The organism is Microbulbifer maximicatervae (SeqCode), from assembly GCF_052467065.1.
On record NZ_CP174299.1, the window covers coordinates 2,790,726 to 2,814,234 of the forward strand.

Genomic DNA, 23,509 nt, shown 5'->3' on the forward strand with positions numbered 1-23,509 from the left:
GCTCGAAATCTCGACTTGGGTGTCCAGACGAGGAGGTTCTCGGTGGTATGATGCCGCCAAATTATGGAGGTACCGTGAGTTCTACCACACTTTATTGGCACGATTATGAAACCTGGGGTACAGACCCGGGTGCCGACAAGCCGGCGCAGTTTGCCGGTATCAGGACCGACGAAGAACTGAATATCGTCGGCGAGCCATTGATGATTTACTGTCGCCCTTCAGTGGATTGCCTGCCACAGCCGATGGCGAGCCTGGTGACTGGCATTAGCCCGCAGAAAGCCCTGGCCAATGGAGTGCCGGAAATAGAGTTTATCCAGCGCATCCTCGCCGAACTGGGTGCGCCGGGCACCTGTGGGGTGGGCTACAACAGTTTGCGTTTTGATGACGAGGTAACTCGCTACACCCTTTATCGCAATCTGCTCGATCCCTATGAACGGGAATGGCGCTCCGGCAACAGCCGTTGGGACATTATTGACATGGTGCGCCTCACCTACGCCCTGCGCCCAGAGGGAATCCAGTGGCCCACCCGTGAGGACGGTGCGCCGTCCTTCCGCCTGGAAGAATTGACCGCTGCCAATGGGATCTCCCATGAGGGCGCCCACGATGCGCTGTCAGATGTGCACGCCACCATTGATATGGCGAGGCTGATCCGCAAACAGCAACCAAAGCTGTACGACTATGTGTTCCGCCTGCGCCGCAAGCAAGAGGCCGCCAAGATGATCGATATGCGCGAGCGTCGTCCGCTATTGCATATTTCCGGCAAGGTCTCTGCTAATCATGGTCACTTGACCTATGTGATGCCCTTGGCCAGTCACCCGGTTAATCGCAATGCGGTTATTGTTGCCAACCTGGCGATGGACCCCGAGCCGTTACTCAGCCTGGATGCAGACACTCTGCGAGAGCGCCTATACACCTCTCGCGACAAGCTGGGTGAGGGCGAGTTGCCGGTAGGGCTGAAACTGGTGCATTTGAACAAGTGCCCGGTATTGGCGCCCGCAAATATGCTGGATGACAAGCGCGCCGCAGAGCTGGGTATCGATCGCACAACCTGTGAGGCGAACTGGCAGAAGCTCAAAGATATCGATTTGACAGAAAAGCTGCACAACGTATTCCTGGATCGGGAATTCCCTGAGAGAGATGTGGAAGCGGACCTTTATGGTGGATTCCTCAGCGACTCTGACCGCGATATCTGCCGTGAACTGCACCGTGGACTGGCGGCCCGAGGTCCGGAAGCTTTGGCGGGTGAAGTGCCTTTCACCGATAAGCGCCTACCCGAGCTGCTATTCCGTATGCGGGCGCGCAATTTCCCCGAGACCCTGTCTGAGGAAGAGCACCAGCGCTGGCAGATCTGGTGTTTCCAGCGCTTAACTGACGCTACTGCCGGGGCCTCAATCACCCTGGAAGATTACTTCCGCCAGCTGTCTGAGCTGCGGGTTCAGCACCCGGAGCGCATCTCCCTGATTACAGAGCTGGAGAACTGGGGCGATAGCTTACTCGCCTAATGTGTCGAATCACGTCAGCGGCCGTTCTTCCTCTGGGCTCTTTCCTGGTGCCCGAGTAGAATGCCGCTCGCGAATACCCGGCGCCCACAAGGCGCAACCACTGGAGTAACCATGGACTTTATCGGAGCCAATATTCTGTCGGTCAGCCAATTTGAGCGCGCCGACATAGAGCGTGTATTTGATGTAGCTGACGCCATGACCCCCTATGCGCAGCGTGAAAAGGTAACGCGAGTATTGGAAGGGGCGATTCTCGGCAATATGTTTATGGAGCCGAGCACCCGTACTCGCCTGAGTTTTGGAGCCGCCTTTAATCTGTTGGGCGGTACTGTACGTGAAACGGTAGGAATTACTGCCAGCGCTATGGCAAAGGGCGAATCCCTTTACGACACCGCCCGAGTGCTATCGGGCTATAGCGACGTGATTTGTATGCGCCACCCAAAAGAAGGGTCGGTGGCTGAGTTTGCTGAAGCGAGTCGTGTGCCGGTGGTCAATGGCGGCGACGGCGCCAATGAACACCCCACCCAGGCACTGTTGGACCTCTACACCATTCGCAAGGAACTGGCTGCGCACGGTCGCACCCTGGATGATTTTCGTATCGCCATGATCGGCGACCTCAAGCACGGCCGCACGGTGCACTCCCTGTGCAAACTGCTGTGTTTGTTTGGCAAGGTGCAGATTACCCTGGTTTCTCCACCGGAACTGGCGATGCCGGAAATGATTGTGGAGATGCTGCGCGGGGCGGGGCACGAGGTGACGGTTACCGATCAGCTTGAATCCTCTATCTCCCATGTGGATATTGTTTACTCCACCCGTATCCAGGAAGAGCGTTTCGCCTCTCAGGAAGAGGCCAACCGCTACCGTGGGCGCTTCCGCCTGAATAAGGCTATTTTTACCCGCCACGCAGAGCCTAACACGGTAATTATGCACCCCCTGCCACGGGATTCACGGGCAGAGGCGAACGAACTGGATACCGACCTGAATGAACATCCGAGCTTGGCGATTTTCCGCCAGACCGACAATGGCTTGCTGGTGCGTATGGCTCTGTTTGCCATGTTGCTGGGTGTTGAGAATCAGGTAGATAAATATTCCCGCGATGTGAACTGGTATAGCCGACGCAATCGGGTATAAAACTACTCAACTGGGCGTAAATCCCGGTGGAAATAAACAAGGCCCCGGCTAATTCTGTTAATCTGATGGAATTAGCCGGGGTTTTTTGTTTCCGGTTTAGGGTGTCGTGAATGCTAAAGTGATTTTGCTTTTTCGCTGTGGCACTCAATATCCAAATATTGGCGTTGAGCCAGATGTCGCATCAGGGATGGATGCATGTCGAAGCAGATTTCGCCCATTTTGTTCTTTCGCAGCCTGGTTTTCCTGGCGCTGCTGCTCAGCCTTTTTGTGTACAAAAGTGCCGCCCAGGAAGAGCCCTTTCCCCATGTAGCCATACTCAAAATTGATGGGGCCATAGGTCCCGCGACGACTGATTATTTCAAGCGGGCTACGCAGGAGGCTGTGGACCAGGGCGCAGAGTTGGTGATTCTGCATCTGGATACCCCTGGGGGGTTGGATGCGGCTTCGCGGGATATCATCCAACATATCCTTGCGTCTCCTATCCCTATTGCCACCTACGTTTACCCCTCCGGCGCGCGCGCTGCCAGTGCGGGAACTTATATTCTCTATGCCAGCCAGATCGCCGCTATGGCTCCTGCTACCACCTTGGGAGCGGCTACGCCAGTGCAGATTGGCGGACCTCAGGGCACACCTATGCCGGGAGGAAAGCAGGAGGAAGAGAAAAAAGAAAAGGCGGAAGACGGAGAGGATGAAGAAAAAGAAAAACCGCTTGCGGGAACGGCCATGGAGCGCAAAGTCGTTAATGACTCTGTCGCGTTTATCCGAGGGTTGGCACAGCGCCATGGGCGCAATGCAGACTGGGCGGAAAAAGCTGTACGCGAAGCAGCGACCCTGACAGCTCCGGAAGCGTTAAAAATGAATGTTATCGATATTGTTGCGGATAATGATGACGATTTATTGCGCCAGGTTGCCGGTCGAAAAGTATTACTCGATACCGGTGATTATACGATTCCGGAAAATATTGCCGAGTTGCAAAGTGAAAGTTACGAGCCGGATTGGCGCAATGAATTACTGGCCCTGATTACCAATCCTCAAGTGGCCTATATTTTGTTATTGGTGGGTATTTATGGGCTTATTTTTGAGGGTTATAGCCCCGGTGCTTTTGTTCCCGGGATTGTTGGTGTTATCTGCCTGCTTCTGGCATTTTATGCCTTGCAAGTTTTACCGATTAATTACGCTGGTCTTGCATTAATTATTGTTGGCGCATTGCTGATTGTGGCAGAGGTTTTCATGCCGAGTTTTGGTGCCCTGGGGATCGGCGGAATTGTTGCATTGGTGATTGGCTCTGTAATGCTTATTGATAGTGATGTGCCGGGAATGCAGGTTTCCAAACAGCTGATTGGGGCTATTGCCGGTGTAAGTGGTGTTTTTTTATTGATGTTGTTGACCGCTGTTGGACGCAGTTTACGCCAGCCGAAAGTCCCGGCAGACCAGGCTTTTGTGGGTCGCTCTGCGGTGGTAAGCGAAGTTAAGGACGCAGAGATCTTGGTGCATCTCGATGGAGAGATTTGGCAGGCGACCTGTAACCAGCCTCTGAAGGTGGGTCAGAAAGTTAGAGTAGTGGCCCAACACGGCATGGTTTTACGGGTAGAGGTGGAATAGGTAGGGCAATCAATTGAGCTAATGACAGCGCTCAACAGTTAAGGTGGGATTAAGGAGAGTCCAATGATGCTCAGTTATTTTTTTGGGATACTGGTAGTCGCACTCATACTGCTACTGATGTATGCCATTCGTATTTTGCGGGAGTATGAGCGCGCAGTGGTATTTTTCCTGGGGCGTTTCCAAACAGTGAAAGGGCCAGGACTGATTATAATCATTCCCATTGTTCAAACTATGGAGCGCGTGGATCTGCGCACTGTGGTGATGGACGTACCCACCCAGGATGTTATCAGCAGGGATAATGTCTCAGTAAAAGTCAACGCAGTGGTTTATTACCGGGTAATTAATCCACAGTCTGCAATTATTAATGTGGAATTTTATCACGAGGCTGTAAGCCAGTTAGCGCAAACTACATTGCGTTCGGTACTGGGTAAGCACGAGCTGGATGAGATGTTATGTGAGCGAGACAAGCTAAATGTAGATATCCAAAAAATACTCGATGAGCAAACAGATGCCTGGGGTGTAAAAGTTACTAATGTAGAGATTAAGCATATCGATCTTGATGAAAGTATGGTGCGGGCTATCGCACAGCAGGCAGAGGCGGAGCGCGCGCGGCGGGCTAAAGTTATACACGCAGAGGGGGAGGCGCAGGCGGCTTTAAAGCTGACTGAGGCAGCGAATCAATTATCGAAAAATGCCAACGCGATTACTTTGCGCTATATGCAAACCATGATTGATATTGCCGGCGCAAATAACAGCTCTACAATTGTATTTCCGTTGCCACTGGATCTAATTGAGCCAATGCTGAAGCGGGGCTCTGCATCCAGTTAACGATGTCCTTAACAAAGATCAAAAAAGGCCGCACTAATTAGTGCGGCCTTTTTTGTAGAGTTTAGAGCAGCTTTTTCATCAGGCTGCGGGTTGAACTATCCCAGTCATCCTGAGGAATTTCACCCTTGGCAGCCTTATGGATTTTTGAACTCAACTGCTTACCAAGTTCGACGCCCCACTGATCAAAGGGGTTGATCCCCAGCAGGCAGCCGCCAACGTAGACCTTGTGCTCGTACAGTGCCAGGAGCGAGCCCAGGTGGAAAGGATCTAACTTTTCCAGGATCAGGGTGTTGCTGGAGCGATTACCAGGGATTACTTTATGTGGGGCTAGGGCGTGGGCCTCACGATGAGTGTGACCAGCTTCTTCCAGTTCCTGGCGGGCCTCATGCAGGCTTTTGCCTCGCAGTAGCGCCTGGCTCTGGCTAATACAACAGGCCTGCAGCCAGCGGTGCTGTTCGAGGAGTTTAGACGTCGGTTCCTTGACTGCGATAAAGTCTGCTGGAATAAGGTCGGTTCCCTGGTGCAATAATTGGTGGAAAGAGTGTTGGCCATTCGTACCCTCACTGCCCCAGATAACGCTGCCACTGGGGTAGCCCAGCGCCTGCCCGTCCTTGTCGACACTTTTACCCAGGCTCTCCATATCCAGCTGCTGTAACCAGGCGGGGAATCGGGCCAGGCGCTGCGCGTAGGGCAGTACGACGTGGCTGGTCGTATGCCAGCACTGGCGGTACCAGAAGTGGGTCAACGCCATCAGTACGGGTAGATTGGATTCCAATGGAGTAGTGGCGAAGTGCTGGTCCATTGCATTGGCGCCTTGCAGAAGCTGTTCAAAAACTTCATAGCCACAAGCGAGAACAATAGGCAGGCCGATAGCAGACCAGAGTGAGTAGCGACCACCCACCCAATCCCACATTGGGAAAATGTTTTCAGGAGCAATTCCGAAATCCTGAGCAGCAGTAATATTACTGCTCACTGCAACAAAGTGTTTGGCCAACTGCGACTCATCGCAACCGGCAGATAACATCCAACGGCGTGCGGACAGCGCATTTTCACGGGTTTCCAAGGTGGAAAAGGACTTGGAAGCAATTACAAAAAGGGTTTCTTCCGCATCGATACCAGCCAAGGTGTCGCTAAGGTCTGCGCCATCGATATTTGCTACAAAGTGCACATCGATAGAGTCCTTGTGCCAAGGACTGAGGGCCTCTACCGCCACGCGTGGACCCAGGTCGGAACCACCGATACCGATATTCACGATATGGCGGATCGGCTTATCTGAGAAGCTGCGCCAGCTATGGTTGTGCACCGATTCGGCAAACTGTTTCATTTGCTCGCGGCAATCTTTTACCGCCCGCTCTTGTTCAGTTTTCGGTTGCCCCTGAAATCGCAGTGCGGTGTGCAGGGCAGGGCGGTGTTCGGTATTGTTGACAATGGCCCCGTTCACTAGCGCAGTAATTTGGTTGTTCAGACCCTGCTCTTCTGCATATTCCAACAGCAACTTAAGGGTGTCTTCACGCAAGTGGTTCTTACTGTAATCCAGATAGATTCCGGCTGCGTCTGAGCTGAACTTATCTGTCCTTTGGGGATCCGTTGCAAACAGCTCTCTCAAGGACCACTTATGTTGGTCAAAATGGGACTTCAACCGTGAGATTGCCGCTACACGGCTTAAAGCCAGGGTTTCACTAGTCATGGTATTCGGTTTGTTCTCTTCTGAGCCTTTTTATTGCCACTTGGCTAAAACGTACACAAATCAAATTTTATTTATTATTTCTGGGCGGCAATGCTAACGGCATTTTCTTTGCCGGGCCAGCGCCGCGGGCATCACAGTCTATTACAGGGAATGTTTCGAGATAAGGAACTGTGTGGGGAAAGACAAATGCCGCTCGTTAGAGCGGCATTTTGTGGTGATCCATACTAAATAAGGCTTTGTAAATCGGGTGTCTGTCAGCGGTGATTTGGTCAAAACTTCATTTAGTATGAATCACCACGCTGTCGGGCAAGAAAAAGATTTTACTTGACCACCTTCATGCAGCGCACTCTGTCGGAAGCCATCCAGCAGTCGGCATCTGCAGGACAAGCCATGGATAGAGGAATTTGTTCAGCGCCGGGTGGGCAGTAAGCTGGAGGTGCCGGAGGGCTACAGCAACCTGCAAGAACCAGTGCACTGATAATTCCAATTAAGTACTTGGCTGGAGTGAAATTCATCCCCTAACTCCTTTCCGTTGATGTTAGCCATTAGCATAGCCAATAAAACGTCACCTGTTGGTCAGCTTTGTAAAATCTGTTCTACAAAGGTACCGCCTATTTGAGTGTAATAGGCGTTGGGTTTAAATGTCTGTCAATGATCAAGTTATGAAAAGAGGTGCGCCAATTTATTTTAAAAAACTACTTAAATAAGGGGTTTTTTAAAAAATGTGATTTGTGCTGACCGTTTTTTATGGTGAATTTCGGTTGTTTAATCTACGCGCTGAAACTGATCGCGCCAGTTTTGAGGCAGACTCTAAGAATTATTATTGTGGCTGACAATGCCGCTTGATGGATTGGGGAGTTTTTTTGCGATGCAAAGAAAATGGTTTCACGAGTAAGAGTTTTTTCTGTTAAAAATTCTTACTCGTGAAAGTAGCTTTAATGGGTGAGGGAGCACCAGCTGAGGCGTTATCTTTAGGCCTTCAGTGTGTCGGTTTGGGTCCGTGCAAAAAATTGCCAAAGGCTACTGCGAGACTTTCTTTTCTTGCCGGGTCACGGAGAGCACTCAATAGGGCGATTCGCACTTTCGGAATGAACATTAAATCGGAAAGCAGTAAGTTAAAAGTCTGCTGGTCAGCGGCATCGGCCAGCTTGCCAACCCACTGTGCGGCCAATTCTTGTCCTTCCAAATCTTGGACGCAGCGACTGCCTATTGCGGCCAGGACTTCTTTATTCCGGTTGCTGGCATCTTCAGCCAAAAGTGACTGTATAAATGCCTGTCGCAATCCTGTGGCTGGTGAGTGAGAGATACCCCTGATAGCAGCAGCGGCCACCGAGATATCCGGCGTGTTTGCGGTCAGTTCTTGCTCTGCTTGCTCAATAATGGCTGCTGCAAGACGGTGGTCGACCGGCTGGTTTTCCAGGCAATGGCAAATGTTAATAAAAACCGGAGCCGCGACTTTTCCAATCTGGCGCATTAGCAAAGTGCTTTCTTTTTCCCAGCGCACGGCCAAGTCGGCAATCCCTTGCAGCGCAAGGTTGTCCCAGCGGTGATTTTCCGGGTCGCCAAAATAGCGCAGGACAGGCTCGTAATGTTCGCTGGGCTGGCGGCCCAGCAGAAGCGCTGTTTGGGAGTGAAATGCTGCCTGCCGCTCAGTTGATGGGGTAAACAGCAAGCCACTTTGCTGCAGCAGCTGGTCCAGCTGCGCAGCAGATTCAGAAGCGGGTCCCTGCTTGAGTTCCTGTGCCAGAGCGCGAAGTAATCCATCTCGGGCTTGAAGTTGCAGCTTGCCCTGCTCGTCCAGCGGAAAGCGCAGGAACCAGACGATGGGTTCACCGCCTTCGGCTGGTTGCAGCAGCAGGCCCGTCCAGGCCTGGCGCAAGTATGGGTGTGGCCAGGGAGCCAGACCTGCTTCGAAGGATGCCGCAGTGGATTTCGAAACCGACTGCAAGCGCCGGCCCAGATCGAACCAGCGCAATTTGAAGTCAGCCTGCTCGATCAGGGCGCTTAGGGTACCGCTTTCACTCATAGGGGTTTTGTCTATTTCCTTAAGATGCCGTAGCCGCTACAGAAATGGGCTTCTGTTTAAAGTGCAGCCAGCCATAGGCGATCGCCAACAGAGGGCAGATAATATTGAATAGGGCAAAAGGTAAATACTCCCAGGTAGCAATACCCAGCGTTGCCGCCATAAAGGCACCACAAGTATTCCAGGGAATCAGCACAGAGGTGATGGTGCCGGAATCCTCGAGGGTACGAGACAAGTTAAGCCCGTGTAGGCCCTTTTCCTTGAAGGCTTCGCGGAACATACGGCCCGGAATAATAATCGCCATGTACTGATCGCCTGCGGCCAGATTCATTCCAAAGCAGGTGAAGACGGTGGCAGTTACCAGGCCGCCCACTGTTTTAACCAGTGACAAAACTCCCTGGACGATGACCTGTAGGAATCCGGCCCGCTCCATAGCGCCGCCGAAGGCCATGGCGGAGGTGATCAGCCATACGGTGTTGAGCATGCTGCTCATACCACCTTTGGACAGCAATGCAGCCACGTTCTCGTTGGTGGAAGTGGACTTATAGCCGTCGAACAGACTGTACCAAGCGCCCTTCAGGGGAGCTAAAGCACCTTCACCACCACCGAGTCGACGGGCGGCTTCCGGTTCGAAAATCAGTGCGATGGCACAGCCAACCAGGGAGCCGATGATCAATGTTGGGAAAGCGGGGACTTTGCGCCAAGCCATTGCTAGCAACAAGATCAAAGGCAGCAGGCTAACCAGGGAAATTTTGAACTCACTGCTAAGCGCGGTGAGCAATGATTCGATATCAGTTGCGGAGGCAGAACTGGCTTCAGAGGTAAAACCCAGGAAAGCGAAAACCGCCAGGGCGATCGCGAAGGCCGGGATCGCTGTGGACATCATATGGCGAATATGCTGGAACAGATCATTGGATGTTACCGCTGCGGCCACGTTGGTAGTGTCAGATAGCGGAGACATCTTATCGCCGAAGTAGGCGCCAGAGATTACGGCTCCGGCAGTGACCTCAAGGGATAGGCCCAGAGCGCCGGCAATTCCCATCAGTGCCACACCTAAGGTGCCCGCTGTGGTCCAGCTGGAGCCAATACTCAGTCCTACTACGGCACAAATAATACAGCTGGCGGCGTAGAACCACTGTGGCGATAGAATCTGCACGCCGTAATAGATCATTGAAGGCACTGTGCCGGCCAGGATCCAGCTACCGATAAGTGCACCTACAGACAGCAGGATCAGAATAGCGCCAAATACCAGGCCAATGCCATGGAGCATCCCACCTTCCATGTCGTTCCAGCTGTGTCCGTTCTTCATCCCCATTAGGGCCACAACGCAGGCACAGAGCAGTAGCGCTATTTGATTGGGACCGTAGGAGGAGTCTGCACCGTAGAAATATACGGATAGTGACAACAGGGCGACGAGAATCCCGAGAGGGATCAGGGCGTCCGTTAAGCTGGGAGCGCGCGGCTCTGAGCTGGGGTTGGATTGAGACAAGGTGAACTCCTGCTTGACTGCGTGGCTAGCGCCGTATTCGTTATCGTTGTTTTGCCGTCGGCGGCGGTTAATAGCCTTATTCTCATAGCTTGGGGCGGTGAAGTCCACTTTGTATCATCGCAGCATCGCTGTATTTTGGCGTTGACTTGGTCGTCGAAACCGGATTTATCACTGGGGTCAACTATCTGGTCGGGTCCAGTGCTGGCAGTTCGTCGACGCTTCCGGTATGTTCTGCGCCCAGTAGTCCCGGCTGATCCAGCCGCAAAATAAATAAGTGCGGGCCGTCTGAGGCAGGCCCGACAGGTAGTATTTCATGAGAGCAAGTGAGTTAGACCCCTCTCAATTCGAGGATATGCGCCCCTATCGCGATGATGAAGTGCGCGAGGTTATCAAAAGGCTAATTGCCGACCCGGAAATGTCCCACGCAGCGGCGCATTTCCTTGTCCCCAAACTGGCTCAGCTGGAGGGCGCCGTCGCCTGGTTGGTACGTCAGTTTCTGCGCTTTGAACTCCGCAATGTTCGCAATGTGCGGGATCTTCAAGAGATTGTCGGCAAATATATGGAGAAGGTGATCAAGCGCACCACCTCCGGCCTGAGCATTTCTGGTCTGGACACCCTGCCCAGGGATCGCGCCTGCCTGTTTGTCAGCAATCACCGCGACATCGCTATGGACCCGGCGTTGATGATTCAGGCGATGTTCCGCGAAGGGCATGAGACCTCCCGCATTGCGATTGGAGACAACCTGCTCAGCAAGCAGTTTGCCAGCGACCTGATGAAGTTGAACAAGTGCTTCACCGTGGTGCGCAGCTCGGGCAGTCGTCGGGAAAAGCTGCAGGCAGCAACCCAGTTGTCCAATTACATCTATCACTCCATCGTCAACGATAACGAGCATGTGTGGATCGCACAGCGTTCCGGGCGCGCCAAAGATGGCCTGGATCGCACCAATCCAGCACTCTGCGCCATGTTCGCCATGACTAAGGACCGGGAAACGCCCTTTGCCGATTTTTGGCGCAAGTTGCATATTGTTCCGGTGTCTATTTCCTACGAATGGGACCCCTGTGATGCACAGAAGGCCAAGGAAATTTACGTTACCGAGCACAAGGAAGAATACAAGAAGGGTAAAAACGAGGACTTGGCCTCGATTGGTAAGGGCATTGTCGGTCACAAAGGCCGTGTACATGCCGCCTTCGGCACGCCGATTGAAGGTGATTTTAACGATGTAAACAGCCTCGCTGAAGAAATAGATCGCCAAGTTATCGGCAACTACACATTGCATCCATCCAATATGATTGCCTACGAGATGGTTTACGGTGAGGTTCCGCAATTACCGGTGGGATATCCGGCTAAAGCCTGGGACCCCGCTGCACATAAAGAAGAGCGGGAGAAGTTTGAAGCGCGCATGGCTCGGGTCGATGAGCGCTGGCGCGACAAGGCTATTCAGGCCTACGCCAATCCCGTGGTATCTCGCCTCGCCTATGAGTAAGGCCCGCTGAGTTCAGAAGCTGGTGGGGAGAGGGCGCTTAGTGGATAATAGCGCCCCCTGCGCCAGCCACTTAGCGAATAGACCTCACCCCCGTGCTCAACGAAAAACACAAAAGCGCCATTCAGGGCGCCTATAGCCAATTCCTGTCCGGTCGAGGGCTGAAAGCCCGCTATGGGCAGAAGCTGATGGTAGCCGCCATTGCCCGCTCACTGGGTTCCATCACCCAGAATGCCAGTGGTGAGCGCGATAGCGACAAGACTGATGGCGAGCATATCTGTGTAGTTGAAGCGGGTACGGGTACCGGTAAAACCGTTGCTTACCTTCTCGCCTCTATTCCCCTGGCCCAGGCCCAGGACAAGACCCTGGTGATATCCACCGCCACTGTGGCCCTGCAGGAACAGATTATCCACAAAGACCTGCCAGAAGTTGCTCGTCACAGTGGGCTCAAATTTGAGTTTGCCCTGGCGAAGGGCCGTGGCCGCTATCTCTGCCTATCCAAGTTGGATCAACTCTTGTCCAGCTTTTCTGCCTCCGGCACCGGCCTTTCCCTTGGTCTCTATGAAGATGAACTCCCGCAGGTGGAAGCGGAGAGTGTCGCTCTCTACCAGAAGATGACGGATAGCCTGACATCGGGTACCTGGGATGGCGATCGGGATAACTGGTCGGATACGATCGAGACGGATGATTGGAGTCGGGTTACCACTGACCACCGCCAGTGCAGTGGCCGCCGCTGCCCTCATGTCACCAATTGCAGCTTCTTCCGAGCGCGAGAGAGCCTGGGCAAGACACAGGTGATCGTTGCCAACCACGACCTGTTGCTGGCGGACCTGGCCCTGGGTGGTGGCGCAATTCTTCCGCCTCCGGAAGAGACTATCTATGTACTTGATGAAGCCCACCATCTACCGGAAAAGGCTCTCAATCATTTCTCTCACCACAGTCGCGTCGGGGCTTCCACCGGTTGGTTGGATCAAACCAATAAGGCCCTGGGGCAGATGCTGGGTGAGATTGGTGACGGCGCCCAGATCGACCGCTGCGGCGAGCAGCTGCCGGCGGTTCTCACCTCTGCCAAGCAGGGGTTGGAGCAGATGTGGCCGCTGATTGAAGAGCTGTGTGAATTTGAAGATGAGCGGGGCAATACCATCCGCCATCGCTTTGAAGGTGGGGTAATCCCCGATTCCATGTCGCAGCTGGCGGAAAAGCTGCGGGAAGACTTTGATGAGTTGGAAAGCCTGCTCAGCAAGATGTTGCAGGCCGCCCAACGCATGATGGAGGACGGCCACTCGCCGGTACCCCTGGCAGATCTGGAGCGCTGGTACCCCCAGTTGGGCAGTTGGCATGGGCGCGCTGAGGCCAATCTTCTGTTGTGGGCGAATTACGCCCGTGCCGATGCTGATGGCGCATTGCCCCAGGCGCGCTGGGTCACCCTGGTGGACTGGGGCGGCTCCACAGATTTTGAGGTTTGCAGCTCACCGATACTCGCAGGCAAAACCCTGGAGTACAGCTTGTGGCGCCGCTGTTACGGCGCGGTACTGACTTCGGCCACACTCACAGCTTTGGGGAAATTTGATCGTTTGCAAATGCGTGCCGGTACTCCAGACAATGCCAGCTATCAGGTGGTGCCGAGTCCTTTTCGATTTTTCCCGTGCAACACTGCAAGTGCCCCCGGAAGCTGTAGATGCGGGCAATGCAGAGCAACACACAGACGCCATTATCGATGCGTTGCCAGACCTGTTGAAAGGGGAGGGTGGCGCTCTGGTGCTGTTTTCCTCCCGGCGCCAGATGGAGACGGTTTACGAGGCGCTCCCTGGTACCTGGCGCAACCGAATTCTGATGCAGGGGCAGCAATCCCGCCAGCAGTTGCTGGATAGCCACCGTGAGATTATCGATGGCGGTGGCAGCAGTATCCTGTTCGGGCTTGCAAGTTTTGCCGAGGGATTGGACTTGCCTGGTGACTACTGCCGCCACGTGGTTATTGCGAAACTGCCTTTCGCGGTGCCCGATGATCCGATTGAGGCGGCGCTGGCGGAGTGGATTGAAGCTAAGGGCGGCAATCCGTTTATGCAAATCACAGTGCCGGATGCAGCCCTAAAATTGGTGCAGGCCTGCGGGCGCTTACTGCGGGCAGAAGGGGACAGCGGCACAGTCACTTTGCTGGATCGCCGGGTGGTTACCCGTCGCTATGGTCAGGCAATACTCAATTCACTGCCGCCCTTTAATCGAAAAATTTAGAAAATCTTTAGTCGTATTTGCGCTGTTACTCAGATTGGGCAGGTGGCTATTGCGTATTATCACGGCTGTAAATGTGAAGGTTCTATGAGTTATGCAACCTATTTATTCTGAAATCGCTGATCAGCTCCTGTTCCTTGAATCTGAACTGCGCAGCCTGCAGGTTTGGCAGGATAATGCGCCACCCGCAGAAGCCCTGGCCAGCACCGAGCCATTTTGTGTGGATACTTTGACCTTGCCCCAGTGGCTTCAATTTATTTTTTTGCCGCGTATGCAGGTCCTGATTGAAGGGGAGATGCCCCTACCGGGCCAGTGTGGTATTGCTCCGGTTGCCGAAGAGTTCTTCAAGGGGCGGGATGATGCTGCGGCACTGCTGGCTATTTTGGAGACTATCGATCAGCGCCTGCAGCAGGGCTAACCGGCTTCTGACTCCCTGAGCCCGGTGCTCCCAATCACTCTGGGCGGCATGTCACATTGTTAGTGTTGAGTCCCGCGACTCGGCGGACATCGCTGTGCAGTGGCCGCGCTCATGAGCTAATATCGACCTTTTGCCTGAGGCGGGGAGCAATTTCTCCGTCAGATAAGCGAACACCGCGCGTTTGTAGCGGTCCGAATGGCATTGCTAATGGGGCTTGAGGTAATTGGTCGGTATGCAGAGATTTTCCCTTCTGTGGTTAATGTTGACGCTTTCGGTGCTCGCCGGTTGTGAGTCACTGATGTATCCGGGGCGGGACAGGGCCGCTCAACCAGCGGAAGTTGCACCACCGGTAGAATCACCAGATTCTGCGATGCAGTGCCCAGAGCCTGCGGAAGTGATTTGTGCGGAACCGGAAGTGAAGGTTGTTGAGCGGGTAATCGAACGAACTGTAGAAAAAGTAGTCGAAGTGCCCGTTGCCAAAGACAAGTTGGTTTTGGGATCGGTAGAAGAAGTGGCCATAGAGCCTCCCGGCCTGATTCTGGAATCCGTTGTCGATACAGGTTCACCCACTTCCACACTGCGGGTCAGGAAGCTGACTCCGTTCGAGCGGGATGGCAGGGACTGGATTAGGTTCCAGATTGTTCAGTCGAGCAAAATGGACCCGGTCTCGGTAGAGCTGCCGATAAAACGCCATGTTCGAGTGGAGCGCCTGGGCTTTGATAATCAGCGCAGGCCGGTAGTGGAGCTTAACCTGACTGTTGGGCGTATAACCCACCAGGTCGAAGTTAACCTGACCGATGAGGGCGGCTCTGATTTATTGATGCTGCTGGGACGCAACTTCCTCAAAGATGCCGCTGTTGTCGATGTGAGCCGGCGCAATGTCCAGGGCCAACCCCAAATAGACGGGGTTAAATAGGCCAGTTATCCAATTGGGTTCCTAATTGGGACCTCAGAGTTACGGGGAATGGCGAATGTCGCCGCGTGTCCAAGTTTATGTAATTGCGGCGTTACTCGCATTGGTAGGAGCAGGCCTGACCGCCTATAAAAACCTTGAGTTGGGTTTTCCGCTGTTGCCGGGTGAGTACCGCACCGTGTGGACTATCGAAGCAAAAGTGGGTTTCGATGCCGATGGCGGTCCGGTAAAGGCCGCACTGACCCTCCCGCGCGAACAGCGCAATATGGAAATACTGGGGGAGACCTTCAGTTCCTCCGGTTTTGGTTTCTATATCGCGAGAGAAGATGATGCCTATCGGGCCATTTGGTCTCGCCGGGCCGCAAGAGGCCCCCAATCTCTCTTCTATCAGCTGGATGTCTACCAGCGTCCCGGTGCTGCGCTGGCGCAGCCTCTGGATCTGAGCACTGAGATACAAAAACCCTTCCTGGGGGCCCGTGAGCAAGAAGCGGTACGCTTGGCGATTTACTCCCTGGTTGAGCAGGCCCGTGAGCGCTCTTCCGATGTGGAATCTCTAACTACCCAGTTACTATTCGAACTGAATGACGATGAAAATCAGGATCGCAACCTGATCTTCCGCCATTACGCCGACCGCTCTTTTGTAGATGTCGCTTTGCTTGTACTGGCGACAGCCGATATCCCCGCCCACCGTATTCGCGGCCTCTACCTGGAGGATGATCGACGTCGACTATCTCCAGAAGATCTGCTTGAGGTCTATGATGGCAAGCGTTGGATCGTGTTTGAACCCAGCAGTGGCGAGCCTGGTGTGCCGGAAAATTTCTTTATTTGGCAGCGCGGTGGCAAGAGTCTTTTGGATCTTGAGGGCGGTCGTAACTCCCAAGTGACCTTCTCTGTGATTGCCAATGATGTCCCCGCTCGCGATGTCTCTATGCGCAGCACCAAGGATGAGAAAGATGCGCTGGTGGATTTCTCGATCTACAGTTTGCCCATTGAGCAGCAGAGTATTTTCAAGCTGATCCTGCTGGTCCCTGTAGGGGCCCTGGTGGTGGTGCTGCTGCGTGTATTTGTGGGCCTGCGCACCTCCGGTACCTTTATGCCGGTACTGCTGGCAATTGCCTTTATCGAAACGCAGTTGATTACCGGTTTAGCCATTTTTACTTTGATCCTGATCCTCGGCCTTTGGGTGAGGTTCTATCTCAGTAGGCTCAATTTGCTATTGGTGTCGAGGATCGCCGCCGTCGTGGTGACGGTGGTGATAATAATGGGGGCAATCAGTGTGGTCAGCTATAAGCTGGGCATTGAGCAGGCTCTTACAGTGACATTCTTCCCGATGATTATCCTTGCCTGGACTATCGAGCGTATGTCGATTGTGTGGGAGGAGGATGGCCCCTACGAGGTGGTGGTGCAGTCCGGGGGTAGTTTGTTAGTGGCGATACTGGCTTGGTGGGTAATGACCAACCGCTATATTGAGCATTGGACGTTCAACTTCCCCGAGTTACTGTTGGTATTGCTGGCCTTTATTCTGGTGGTGGGCAACTACACCGGATATCGACTCAGTGAGTTGATGCGTTTCCGTCCGCTGGTTCGCTAGGGGGCGTTATGCTGCAGTTTTCAGTTAAGCATATCTTCAATAAAGTTCGCGGCGGAGTGGTATCTCCGCTGACCCTGCGCCGCATGGGGGTGTTAGGGATGAACGCGCGTAATATTGACTATATTGCGCGCTATAACGACCGCAAAAAATATCCCATCGTCGACGACAAGCTAAACACTAAGCGCGCGGCTAAAAAAGCGGGAATTCCTGTGCCCGAGTTGATCGAGGCATTTGAAAGCCCTGCCAGCCGCAAGCGAGTTATGGAGGTGATTGACCCTCTGTGGCAGTTTGTTATCAAGCCGGCACGGGGCTCGGGTGGTAAAGGTATTCTCGTTATTGCCGGTCGCAATGGTGACAAATATAAAAAGATATCCGGTGCTGAAATTGATGCACTGGATATCTTGCGGCACGTGAGCAATATTCACAGTGGCCTCTACAGTCTCGGTGGCAAACCCGACAGGGTGATGGTGGAGGCCCTGGTGGACTTCGACCCGGTCTTCGATCGCTACTCTGTTGAGGGTGTGCCTGATGTGCGGGTTATTGTTTTTCGCGGTTATCCGGTGATGGCCATGCTGCGCTGCTCAACCCACGCTTCAGATGGTAAAGCTAATTTGCACCAGGGCGCTGTAGGTGTTGGTATCGACCTGGCCACGGGCAAAAGTTGCCATGCGGTAATGCGCGGGTTGCGAATTGACCAGCACCCGGATACTGAAGTGCCTTTCGATGCATTGCAGGTACCAGGTTGGTACGAGTTGGTCCGCTTGGCGGCAAGCTGTTACGAAATGACTGGGCTGGGTTATTTAGGCTGTGACATTGTCCTGGATCGTGAACGTGGCCCCCTCTTATTGGAGGCTAATGCGCGCCCGGGATTGGCAATCCAGATTGCCAACGGTGTTGGCTTGCGTGAGCGTTTGAGCTTTATCGAAAAATTTGATGAAGAAATGTTCAGGAAAAATGTGGATGAACGGGTGGCATTTTCTATGCGCAAATTTGCCAGCGACTAGGAAAGTCCGCTAATAGTTTATCGATTTTATTATCTTGCAAAGCAATACTTATTGCCTGGTTAGGGGGTGGTCGCCCCTTCGGTTGGTCGAATTTTTTCAATTAGAGTTTTTAGCCGCTTTCCTTGCATTTTGAGTCCATATTCAAGTTCTTGGATTTTCGTTTGGATCGAAGTGAGTTCCCACTCACTGGGTGGCTGACCATGTTTTTCTCCATGGCGTAAAAATTGAAGGGATTTCCAGTTCTTCAATAACTTGGCGAATCCACGAGCCTCACTTTCCAGAATCTCTTGCCAGCTCTCTTTATCTTTAATCTTTTCAATTTTCTCCCTGGCTTGTTTGAAAAGCTGCTCTACCTTTACTTTTTGGATCTGAATAGGTGGAGCAACCCTTAAATTATAGGTGAGTCCAACAAGGCTCAATGATTTGATCAACCATTTGGTAGGGTCATACTGGAACCAGCGAATACCACTTCGATAATCTATCTGAAAGGTGTGGTGATAATTGTGATAACCCTCGCCAAATACAAATAGGTTGAGGAAAGCGTTATCTCTTGCGCTGATTGATCCCTTATAGGGGCGCCGGCCCCATAAATGCCCAAATGAGTTAATCATAAAAGTCGTGTGATGATTAACCACAAGGCGCAATACTCCGGCCAGCAAAACCATACCGAGAACGTCTCCAGTAATGATCCCCAAGATTATGGGTAGGCCAAGGTTCATGGCGATAATGATGGGGACATAGTTATCGTGTTGCCACATTACCAACTTGTCCCTTTGAAGATCCTTAACATTTTTGTAATCGAGATAACTGCTGGGATATTCGTGCATCATCCAGTCGATATGGGAGAACCAGAAGCCGCGCCCTGCTGAATAGGGGTCTCGATTGTTATCATCGATAAATTGGTGATGGTATCTATGGCTTGCACACCAATTTAAAGTGGTGTTTTGCATTGCTGCTGCACTGAATAAAATAAATAAAAGTCGAATTGACCAGTGGGCTTCGTAGCTTTTGTGCGACCACAATCTGTGATTTCCTGCTGCTACAGAAAAGCTGCAAAGTGCACCAAAAATGGCAAATGCAAGCCATTGATACCAGTGGTACCCGTAGACAAATCCATAAATCGGTACTGCGGTAAGTGCTAACAAACCTGTGCTGGCAAATAAAATTGTGGGAATCCAAAAACGTTTTCGCTGGTTGCTGGAACTTAGAGGAGTTGCGTTCATAGCAGGCCCCCTTTATTGAAGATTGCCCATGGGTATTTTGAGGGAGGGGTGGAAGTATTTCCTTTGGCCAGATTTTAATTTTTCTTCGTAGCTTTTCACTTGAATGCATTGTTTTGGTGCATTTTGGCTACCTGAAGGATCGCATTGGTTCGCTATTCCACAGAAGCGCTGGGGTATGAGAGCTAAGGCCTTAAAAAACACAGTTTTGAAAGTTGGCATAAGGGTTGCATTGGTAAACGTGCGGGGCAAAGGACCCGCATTTCGGGAGAGTTTCTTAGGGTTATGGCAAACCATTAACACTGGGTGACTTCCCGTTTTCTCTCATCATCGCTGATTACGGCCCCGCATTGCGGGGCCTTTTTTTTGCCCGCACTTTGCGCAAAGCTCATAATGCTTTAGTTTAGGGTCTCCCCAGGCGTTCCCAAATTTGACGGCCCCGGGAGAGAGGCTCTCTTTTATGGCAAGGATGCATGAGCCAGGTAATTAATGAGCTAATTTCGATAGTCGAGCCCTGTGTGTCAGAGTCACTAACCCCAAATCCGTCCAGCGCAGTGTTCCAGTTGGCAACCAGCGATGAGCTCTCTTCTTTGGATGCATCGCGCCTGCCTCGCCATACCGCTTGTTTGCAAGATTTGTTTTTGGATTCAGATTGCGGGTTGTGGGAGTGGCATCCGGATTCCGGTGCCCAGCGTGCTCAAGGTGAAATTTGGCTCCTGTTTGCAGAAACTGCAGAACTCTCTTTGACTTCCCTGTGGACGGGTGATGAATTGCGTTCGGTTCACTCTGATGAGCGGGATCGAATTATCACTGTGCGGCGTCGTCTTACTAACAAAGGTGGACACTTCGATACTACTTTTCGGGCCTACGACAGTCTCGGTCAGTTGCGCTGGTTACGATTGCGGGGACGCGCAATAAACCTCGAGGATGACAGTGGATTTGTTGTGATTGGAAGTTGCGCTGACTTCACTGAAACTTTGGCCCAGCGCTACCTATCCAACCTGCCTGGCGAGCGCCCCTTACAAACACTGTCTGGAGTTGGCGATGGTTTATGGGAGTGGGATCTACGCGCAGATGAAATGGTGCTTGATGATGCCTGCTGGGGGATTCTGGGTTATGAAGTGAGCCCGATACGCAGTATCGGTATTTCAGCCGCGGAGCAGTGGAAGGCTCGAATTTTAGCGGAGGACTTCCCTCGGGTTGAGCAGTCAATGCGGGATCATGTACGCGAGGGGTTACCGCTCGATGTGGAATTTCGTATCTGGCGTTCGGATAGCAGTGTGGTTTGGGTTCGCTGCCGCGGCAAGGCCCAATTAAATAGTCGCGGTCAGCCCGTGCGGGTGTTGGGAGTTTTACAAGACGTCAGCCGCAGCCGGGAAAGACTTTCGCAAATGGAGCGGGAGCTGGAGTTGCAGCGGGAGGAAAATGCGCATCGGGCAGATTTATTATTTAGTCTGAGCCATGAATTACGCACGCCACTTAATGCCATTTTAGGTTACAGTCAAATTGTTGAATTAGATCAGAGTCTCAACGCAGACCAGCGTCAGCGCTTATCAGAAATTCGTCGCGCGGGGCAGCATTTATTGCATTTGGTCGGCGATGTATTGGAGCTGGCCAGAATCGACAGTAGGCGTTTGGGCCCCTCGATGGAATTAATTCGTCCGGCCGATTTGGTTGCAGAATGTAAACGTTTACTTGAGCCCCTGGCTGAAACCCGTCGTGTCAGTTTGATGTTTGAGCCTCTCGGCTGGGAGTCCGCTTATATTTGTGCGGACCCGGTGCGCTATAAGCAAGTTGTATTGAACCTGGCGGGCAACGCGGTGAAATACAATCGTGAAAATGGCCGTGTCATTATTAATTTTACGCCGCAGGCCGATGGCTGGTTGAGACTGAATATTTTGGATACCGGCAAGGGGATTGCAGTAGAGAAGCGCAAAGAAGTTTTTGAGCCCTTTAACCGTCTGGGGGAGGAAAAAGGGCATATCGAGGGTACCGGTGTCGGTCTTGCAATTGCCAAGCGTCTGGCGGAGGCGATGGGGGGGCGGATCGATTTTGACAGTCAGGAAGGGCAGGGGTCAGTATTTTGGGTTGAATTCCCAATGGTCGATGCAGCGGAGTCTTTCCTGTCATTTGCAAATTCTGTTGATGCCCCGTCAACATTACCCGACTGTAGATTGCTGCTAGTGGATAACCGCCCTGAAAGTGTGGCTCGGGTGGAAAAACTTTTGCAGGGGGCGCCGCAAGTACAGCTTTCTGTGGCCGCAGATGTTGTTGAGGCCATATTTATGGCGCGTACCCAAGCACCGGATGTGGTGTTGTCTCACAATACCTTACCGGGAATGCCGGTTGGGGATTTGGTAAGTATCCTCAAGCAGGATCAAGTCACTCAAAAAGCCTGTTTGGTGGTTATGGGAGGAGAGTGTTCCTCGGGGGTGACAACCGCTTTGCCGGATAACTTTGATCGACCGCAGCTTGCGCGAGTTTTGATGGAGTGTTTGACGGGGAAGAGGTGAGTTGCACTTTTGGAATCAGCACCCCGGCATCTTATTTGCCGGAGTGCCGTTCAGGATTTTAGCGTATGTGCCCCATATGTTTGCCCACGATTTTCACCAGGGGCTTAAATACTTTCGGAGTTGCACAGACCAGGTGCCCGGAATCCAGGTAGTCTTCACCGCCGCGGAAATCGCTGATCAGGCCGCCGGCTTCTTTGACCAGCAGGGAGCCCGCTGCGATATCCCAGGTGTTCAGGTACATCTCCCAGAAGCCATCGAATCGCCCGGCAGCAACATAGGCAAGATCCAGCGCTGCGGCGCCAGGGCGGCGGATTCCCGCAGTTTGCCCAGCGATATCTTTTAGGGCGGCTAGGTAGGCGTCGATGTTATCCAACGGCAGGCCGTTGAAGGGAATGCCGGTGCCAATCAGAGAGCCGCGCATGCCCTGGCGTGAAGAGACGCGGATACGGCGACCATTCAGGGCCGCGCCGCGACCGCGACTTGCGGTAAATTCTTCGCGTTTGATGGGGTCCAGTACGACTGCGTGCTCAATGCGGCCACGATAGCGACAGGCGATAGAAACAGCGAACTGTGGGACGCCGTGGATAAAATTGGTGGTGCCATCGAGGGGATCGATAATCCACTCGTAATCGGGCTCTGCGCCCTCTTGCAGGCCGCTTTCTTCAGCGCGGATGCTGTGCTTGGGGTAGGCCTTGCGCAGGTGATAGATAATCTCCTGTTCGCTGGCCTTATCCACTTCAGTAACGAAATCGTTGCGCGTCTTTTCTTCGAATTTCATCAGGTCGCCGCGCTCCCAGGCCCGTTCGATCAGTTCTCCTGCCTTACGCGCCGCGCGCAGGGCAATATTTAGCATGGGTTCCATAACTATTCCGCACAAAGTGGTTAAAGGGGTTAAAAAGCAGGCCGCAGGTTAACTGCGACGGACGCGATTGTAGGGATTCCGATTGGTTTTTGCTACACTCGCGCGCCCCCATGACACCGATTTATTACTTTCAGTATGGCCAAGTCACCTTTAGACACGACTCCACTTGCCGCGCTCGACAATGTGCGCGTGGTTTTGGTTAACAGCGCACACCCCGGAAATATTGGTGGTGCGGCGCGCGCGCTCAAGAATATGGGCCTGAGTCAGCTGTACCTGGTAGCGCCTCGGGAATTTCCTGCAGCCAATGCTGTTTGGCGTGCAGCCGGGGCAGCGGAGCTGCTCGATAGCGCCGTTGTGGTGGATACCCTGGAAGAAGCAGTGGCTGATTGTGGTCTTGTTGTGGCCACCAGCGCTCGCGAGCGCCGAATCCCTTGGCCCCTGCTGACCCCGCGCCAGTGTGGAGAGCGCACAGTCGCGGAGGCCGCGTCTCATCCGGTTGCTTTGGTGTTTGGCCGCGAGGATCGAGGGCTTACCAACGAAGAGTTACAGGCCTGTAACTACCATGTGCATATTCCTGCCAACCCGGAATACAGCTCCCTGAACCTGGCGACTGCAGTTCAGGTACTTGCCTACGAAGTGCGTATGGCGGCCTTGGAAGCAGAAAAAGGTGAGCCTGTGAATTACACCGATTGGGACCGCCCACCGGCCAAGGCTAGCGATATGGAGCTGTACTTCGATCACCTGCAGCAGGCGCTGGGTGAACTGGGTTTTATTGACCCGGATAACCCCCGTCAAACAATGACCCGCCTGCGCCGACTGTATAGTCGGGTGCGCCCCGATGATATGGAGCTGGGTATCCTGCGCGGTATGTTGACCTCAATCCAGAATCACATTCATCGCTCTGGTGGTAAAGGACGACCCGACTAGTTGAGTACCCGAGTGTCCCGCTGGGTTATATACTTGACTACAGTAGTGGGTTATTCCATACTCGCGCCCCGATCGGAAAAGGGCTGTACATCA

17 protein-coding genes and 1 pseudogene are annotated in these 23,509 nt (G+C 53.0%); 12 read left to right on the forward strand and 6 right to left on the reverse strand.

What is annotated here, in order from left to right; translation table 11 throughout:
* Positions 1–47 precede the first annotated feature (47 nt).
* From sbcB to ACJJI1_RS12430, 4 genes are all read left to right on the forward strand, one after another.
* Complete coding sequence (gene sbcB / locus ACJJI1_RS12415) at positions 48–1,502, forward strand: exodeoxyribonuclease I (RefSeq protein WP_444956841.1); 1,455 nt, start codon at positions 48–50, stop codon at positions 1,500–1,502.
* Positions 1,503–1,613: 111 nt separating this feature from the next.
* Positions 1,614–2,630: an aspartate carbamoyltransferase gene (locus ACJJI1_RS12420; RefSeq protein WP_413664546.1), complete on the forward strand. Its 1,017-nt coding sequence runs from the start codon at positions 1,614–1,616 to the stop codon at positions 2,628–2,630.
* A gap of 195 nt (positions 2,631–2,825) precedes the next feature.
* Positions 2,826–4,232 (forward strand): NfeD family protein, encoded by a 1,407-nt coding sequence (locus ACJJI1_RS12425; protein WP_444906262.1) that lies wholly within the window; start codon positions 2,826–2,828, stop codon positions 4,230–4,232.
* Positions 4,233–4,295: 63 nt separating this feature from the next.
* A complete protein-coding gene (locus ACJJI1_RS12430) occupies positions 4,296–5,060 on the forward strand; it encodes a slipin family protein (protein ID WP_413664548.1) in 765 nt (254 codons plus the stop codon).
* A 61-nt stretch (positions 5,061–5,121) separates the two neighbouring features.
* On the opposite strand, the gene pgi is transcribed toward ACJJI1_RS12430, so the two are convergent.
* The 4 genes from pgi to nhaC form a co-directional block, all read right to left on the reverse strand.
* Positions 5,122–6,747, reverse strand: coding sequence for a glucose-6-phosphate isomerase (pgi, locus tag ACJJI1_RS12435; RefSeq protein WP_444956842.1), 1,626 nt, complete (start codon positions 6,745–6,747; stop codon positions 5,122–5,124).
* Between the two features lie 320 nt (positions 6,748–7,067).
* Positions 7,068–7,262, reverse strand: coding sequence for a hypothetical protein (locus tag ACJJI1_RS12440; RefSeq protein WP_157533369.1), 195 nt, complete (start codon positions 7,260–7,262; stop codon positions 7,068–7,070).
* A 464-nt stretch (positions 7,263–7,726) separates the two neighbouring features.
* Positions 7,727–8,773, reverse strand: a complete 1,047-nt coding sequence (locus ACJJI1_RS12445; RefSeq protein WP_444956843.1) for a DUF3549 family protein — start codon at positions 8,771–8,773, stop codon at positions 7,727–7,729.
* Positions 8,774–8,792: 19 nt separating this feature from the next.
* Positions 8,793–10,259 (reverse strand): Na+/H+ antiporter NhaC, encoded by a 1,467-nt coding sequence (nhaC, locus tag ACJJI1_RS12450; RefSeq protein WP_413665846.1) that lies wholly within the window; start codon positions 10,257–10,259, stop codon positions 8,793–8,795.
* 313 nt (positions 10,260–10,572) lie between these two features.
* Between nhaC and ACJJI1_RS12455 the strand changes: the two genes are divergently transcribed.
* The 6 genes and pseudogenes from ACJJI1_RS12455 to ACJJI1_RS12480 all read left to right on the forward strand — a co-directional run bounded on the left by ACJJI1_RS12455 (position 10,573) and on the right by ACJJI1_RS12480 (position 17,894).
* Positions 10,573–11,742, forward strand: coding sequence for a 1-acyl-sn-glycerol-3-phosphate acyltransferase (locus ACJJI1_RS12455; protein WP_444956844.1), 1,170 nt, complete (start codon positions 10,573–10,575; stop codon positions 11,740–11,742).
* 92 nt (positions 11,743–11,834) lie between these two features.
* Positions 11,835–13,971: pseudogene (gene dinG / locus ACJJI1_RS12460) on the forward strand (ATP-dependent DNA helicase DinG).
* A 91-nt stretch (positions 13,972–14,062) separates the two neighbouring features.
* Positions 14,063–14,386, forward strand: coding sequence for a YqcC family protein (locus tag ACJJI1_RS12465; RefSeq protein WP_282934088.1), 324 nt, complete (start codon positions 14,063–14,065; stop codon positions 14,384–14,386).
* A gap of 232 nt (positions 14,387–14,618) precedes the next feature.
* Positions 14,619–15,302 carry an ATP-dependent zinc protease family protein gene (locus ACJJI1_RS12470; RefSeq protein WP_413664553.1) on the forward strand — a complete coding sequence of 228 codons (684 nt, stop codon included), beginning with the start codon at positions 14,619–14,621 and terminating at the stop codon, positions 15,300–15,302.
* A 55-nt stretch (positions 15,303–15,357) separates the two neighbouring features.
* The gene (locus ACJJI1_RS12475; RefSeq protein ID WP_444956845.1) at positions 15,358–16,890 is read left to right on the forward strand and encodes an inactive transglutaminase family protein; all 1,533 of its coding nucleotides are present in this window, start codon (positions 15,358–15,360) and stop codon (positions 16,888–16,890) included.
* A gap of 8 nt (positions 16,891–16,898) precedes the next feature.
* Entirely contained in the window at positions 16,899–17,894 is a 996-nt protein-coding gene (locus ACJJI1_RS12480) for an alpha-L-glutamate ligase-like protein (RefSeq protein ID WP_444956846.1), read from the forward strand.
* Positions 17,895–17,953: 59 nt separating this feature from the next.
* Here the strand turns inward: ACJJI1_RS12480 and ACJJI1_RS12485 are convergent, their stop codons facing one another.
* Positions 17,954–19,117 (reverse strand): acyl-CoA desaturase, encoded by a 1,164-nt coding sequence (locus ACJJI1_RS12485; protein WP_444956847.1) that lies wholly within the window; start codon positions 19,115–19,117, stop codon positions 17,954–17,956.
* Positions 19,118–19,587: 470 nt separating this feature from the next.
* Between ACJJI1_RS12485 and ACJJI1_RS12490 the strand changes: the two genes are divergently transcribed.
* Positions 19,588–21,627 carry an ATP-binding protein gene (locus ACJJI1_RS12490; RefSeq protein WP_444956848.1) on the forward strand — a complete coding sequence of 680 codons (2,040 nt, stop codon included), beginning with the start codon at positions 19,588–19,590 and terminating at the stop codon, positions 21,625–21,627.
* Between the two features lie 58 nt (positions 21,628–21,685).
* Here ACJJI1_RS12490 and ACJJI1_RS12495 read toward each other — a convergent pair whose 3' ends face one another.
* Positions 21,686–22,489, reverse strand: a complete 804-nt coding sequence (locus ACJJI1_RS12495) for an inositol monophosphatase family protein (RefSeq protein WP_282934081.1) — start codon at positions 22,487–22,489, stop codon at positions 21,686–21,688.
* Between the two features lie 135 nt (positions 22,490–22,624).
* Here ACJJI1_RS12495 and trmJ point away from each other — a divergent pair, with 135 nt between their 5' ends.
* Complete coding sequence (gene trmJ / locus ACJJI1_RS12500; RefSeq protein WP_444956849.1) at positions 22,625–23,416, forward strand: tRNA (cytosine(32)/uridine(32)-2'-O)-methyltransferase TrmJ; 792 nt, start codon at positions 22,625–22,627, stop codon at positions 23,414–23,416.
* Positions 23,417–23,509 lie beyond the last annotated feature (93 nt).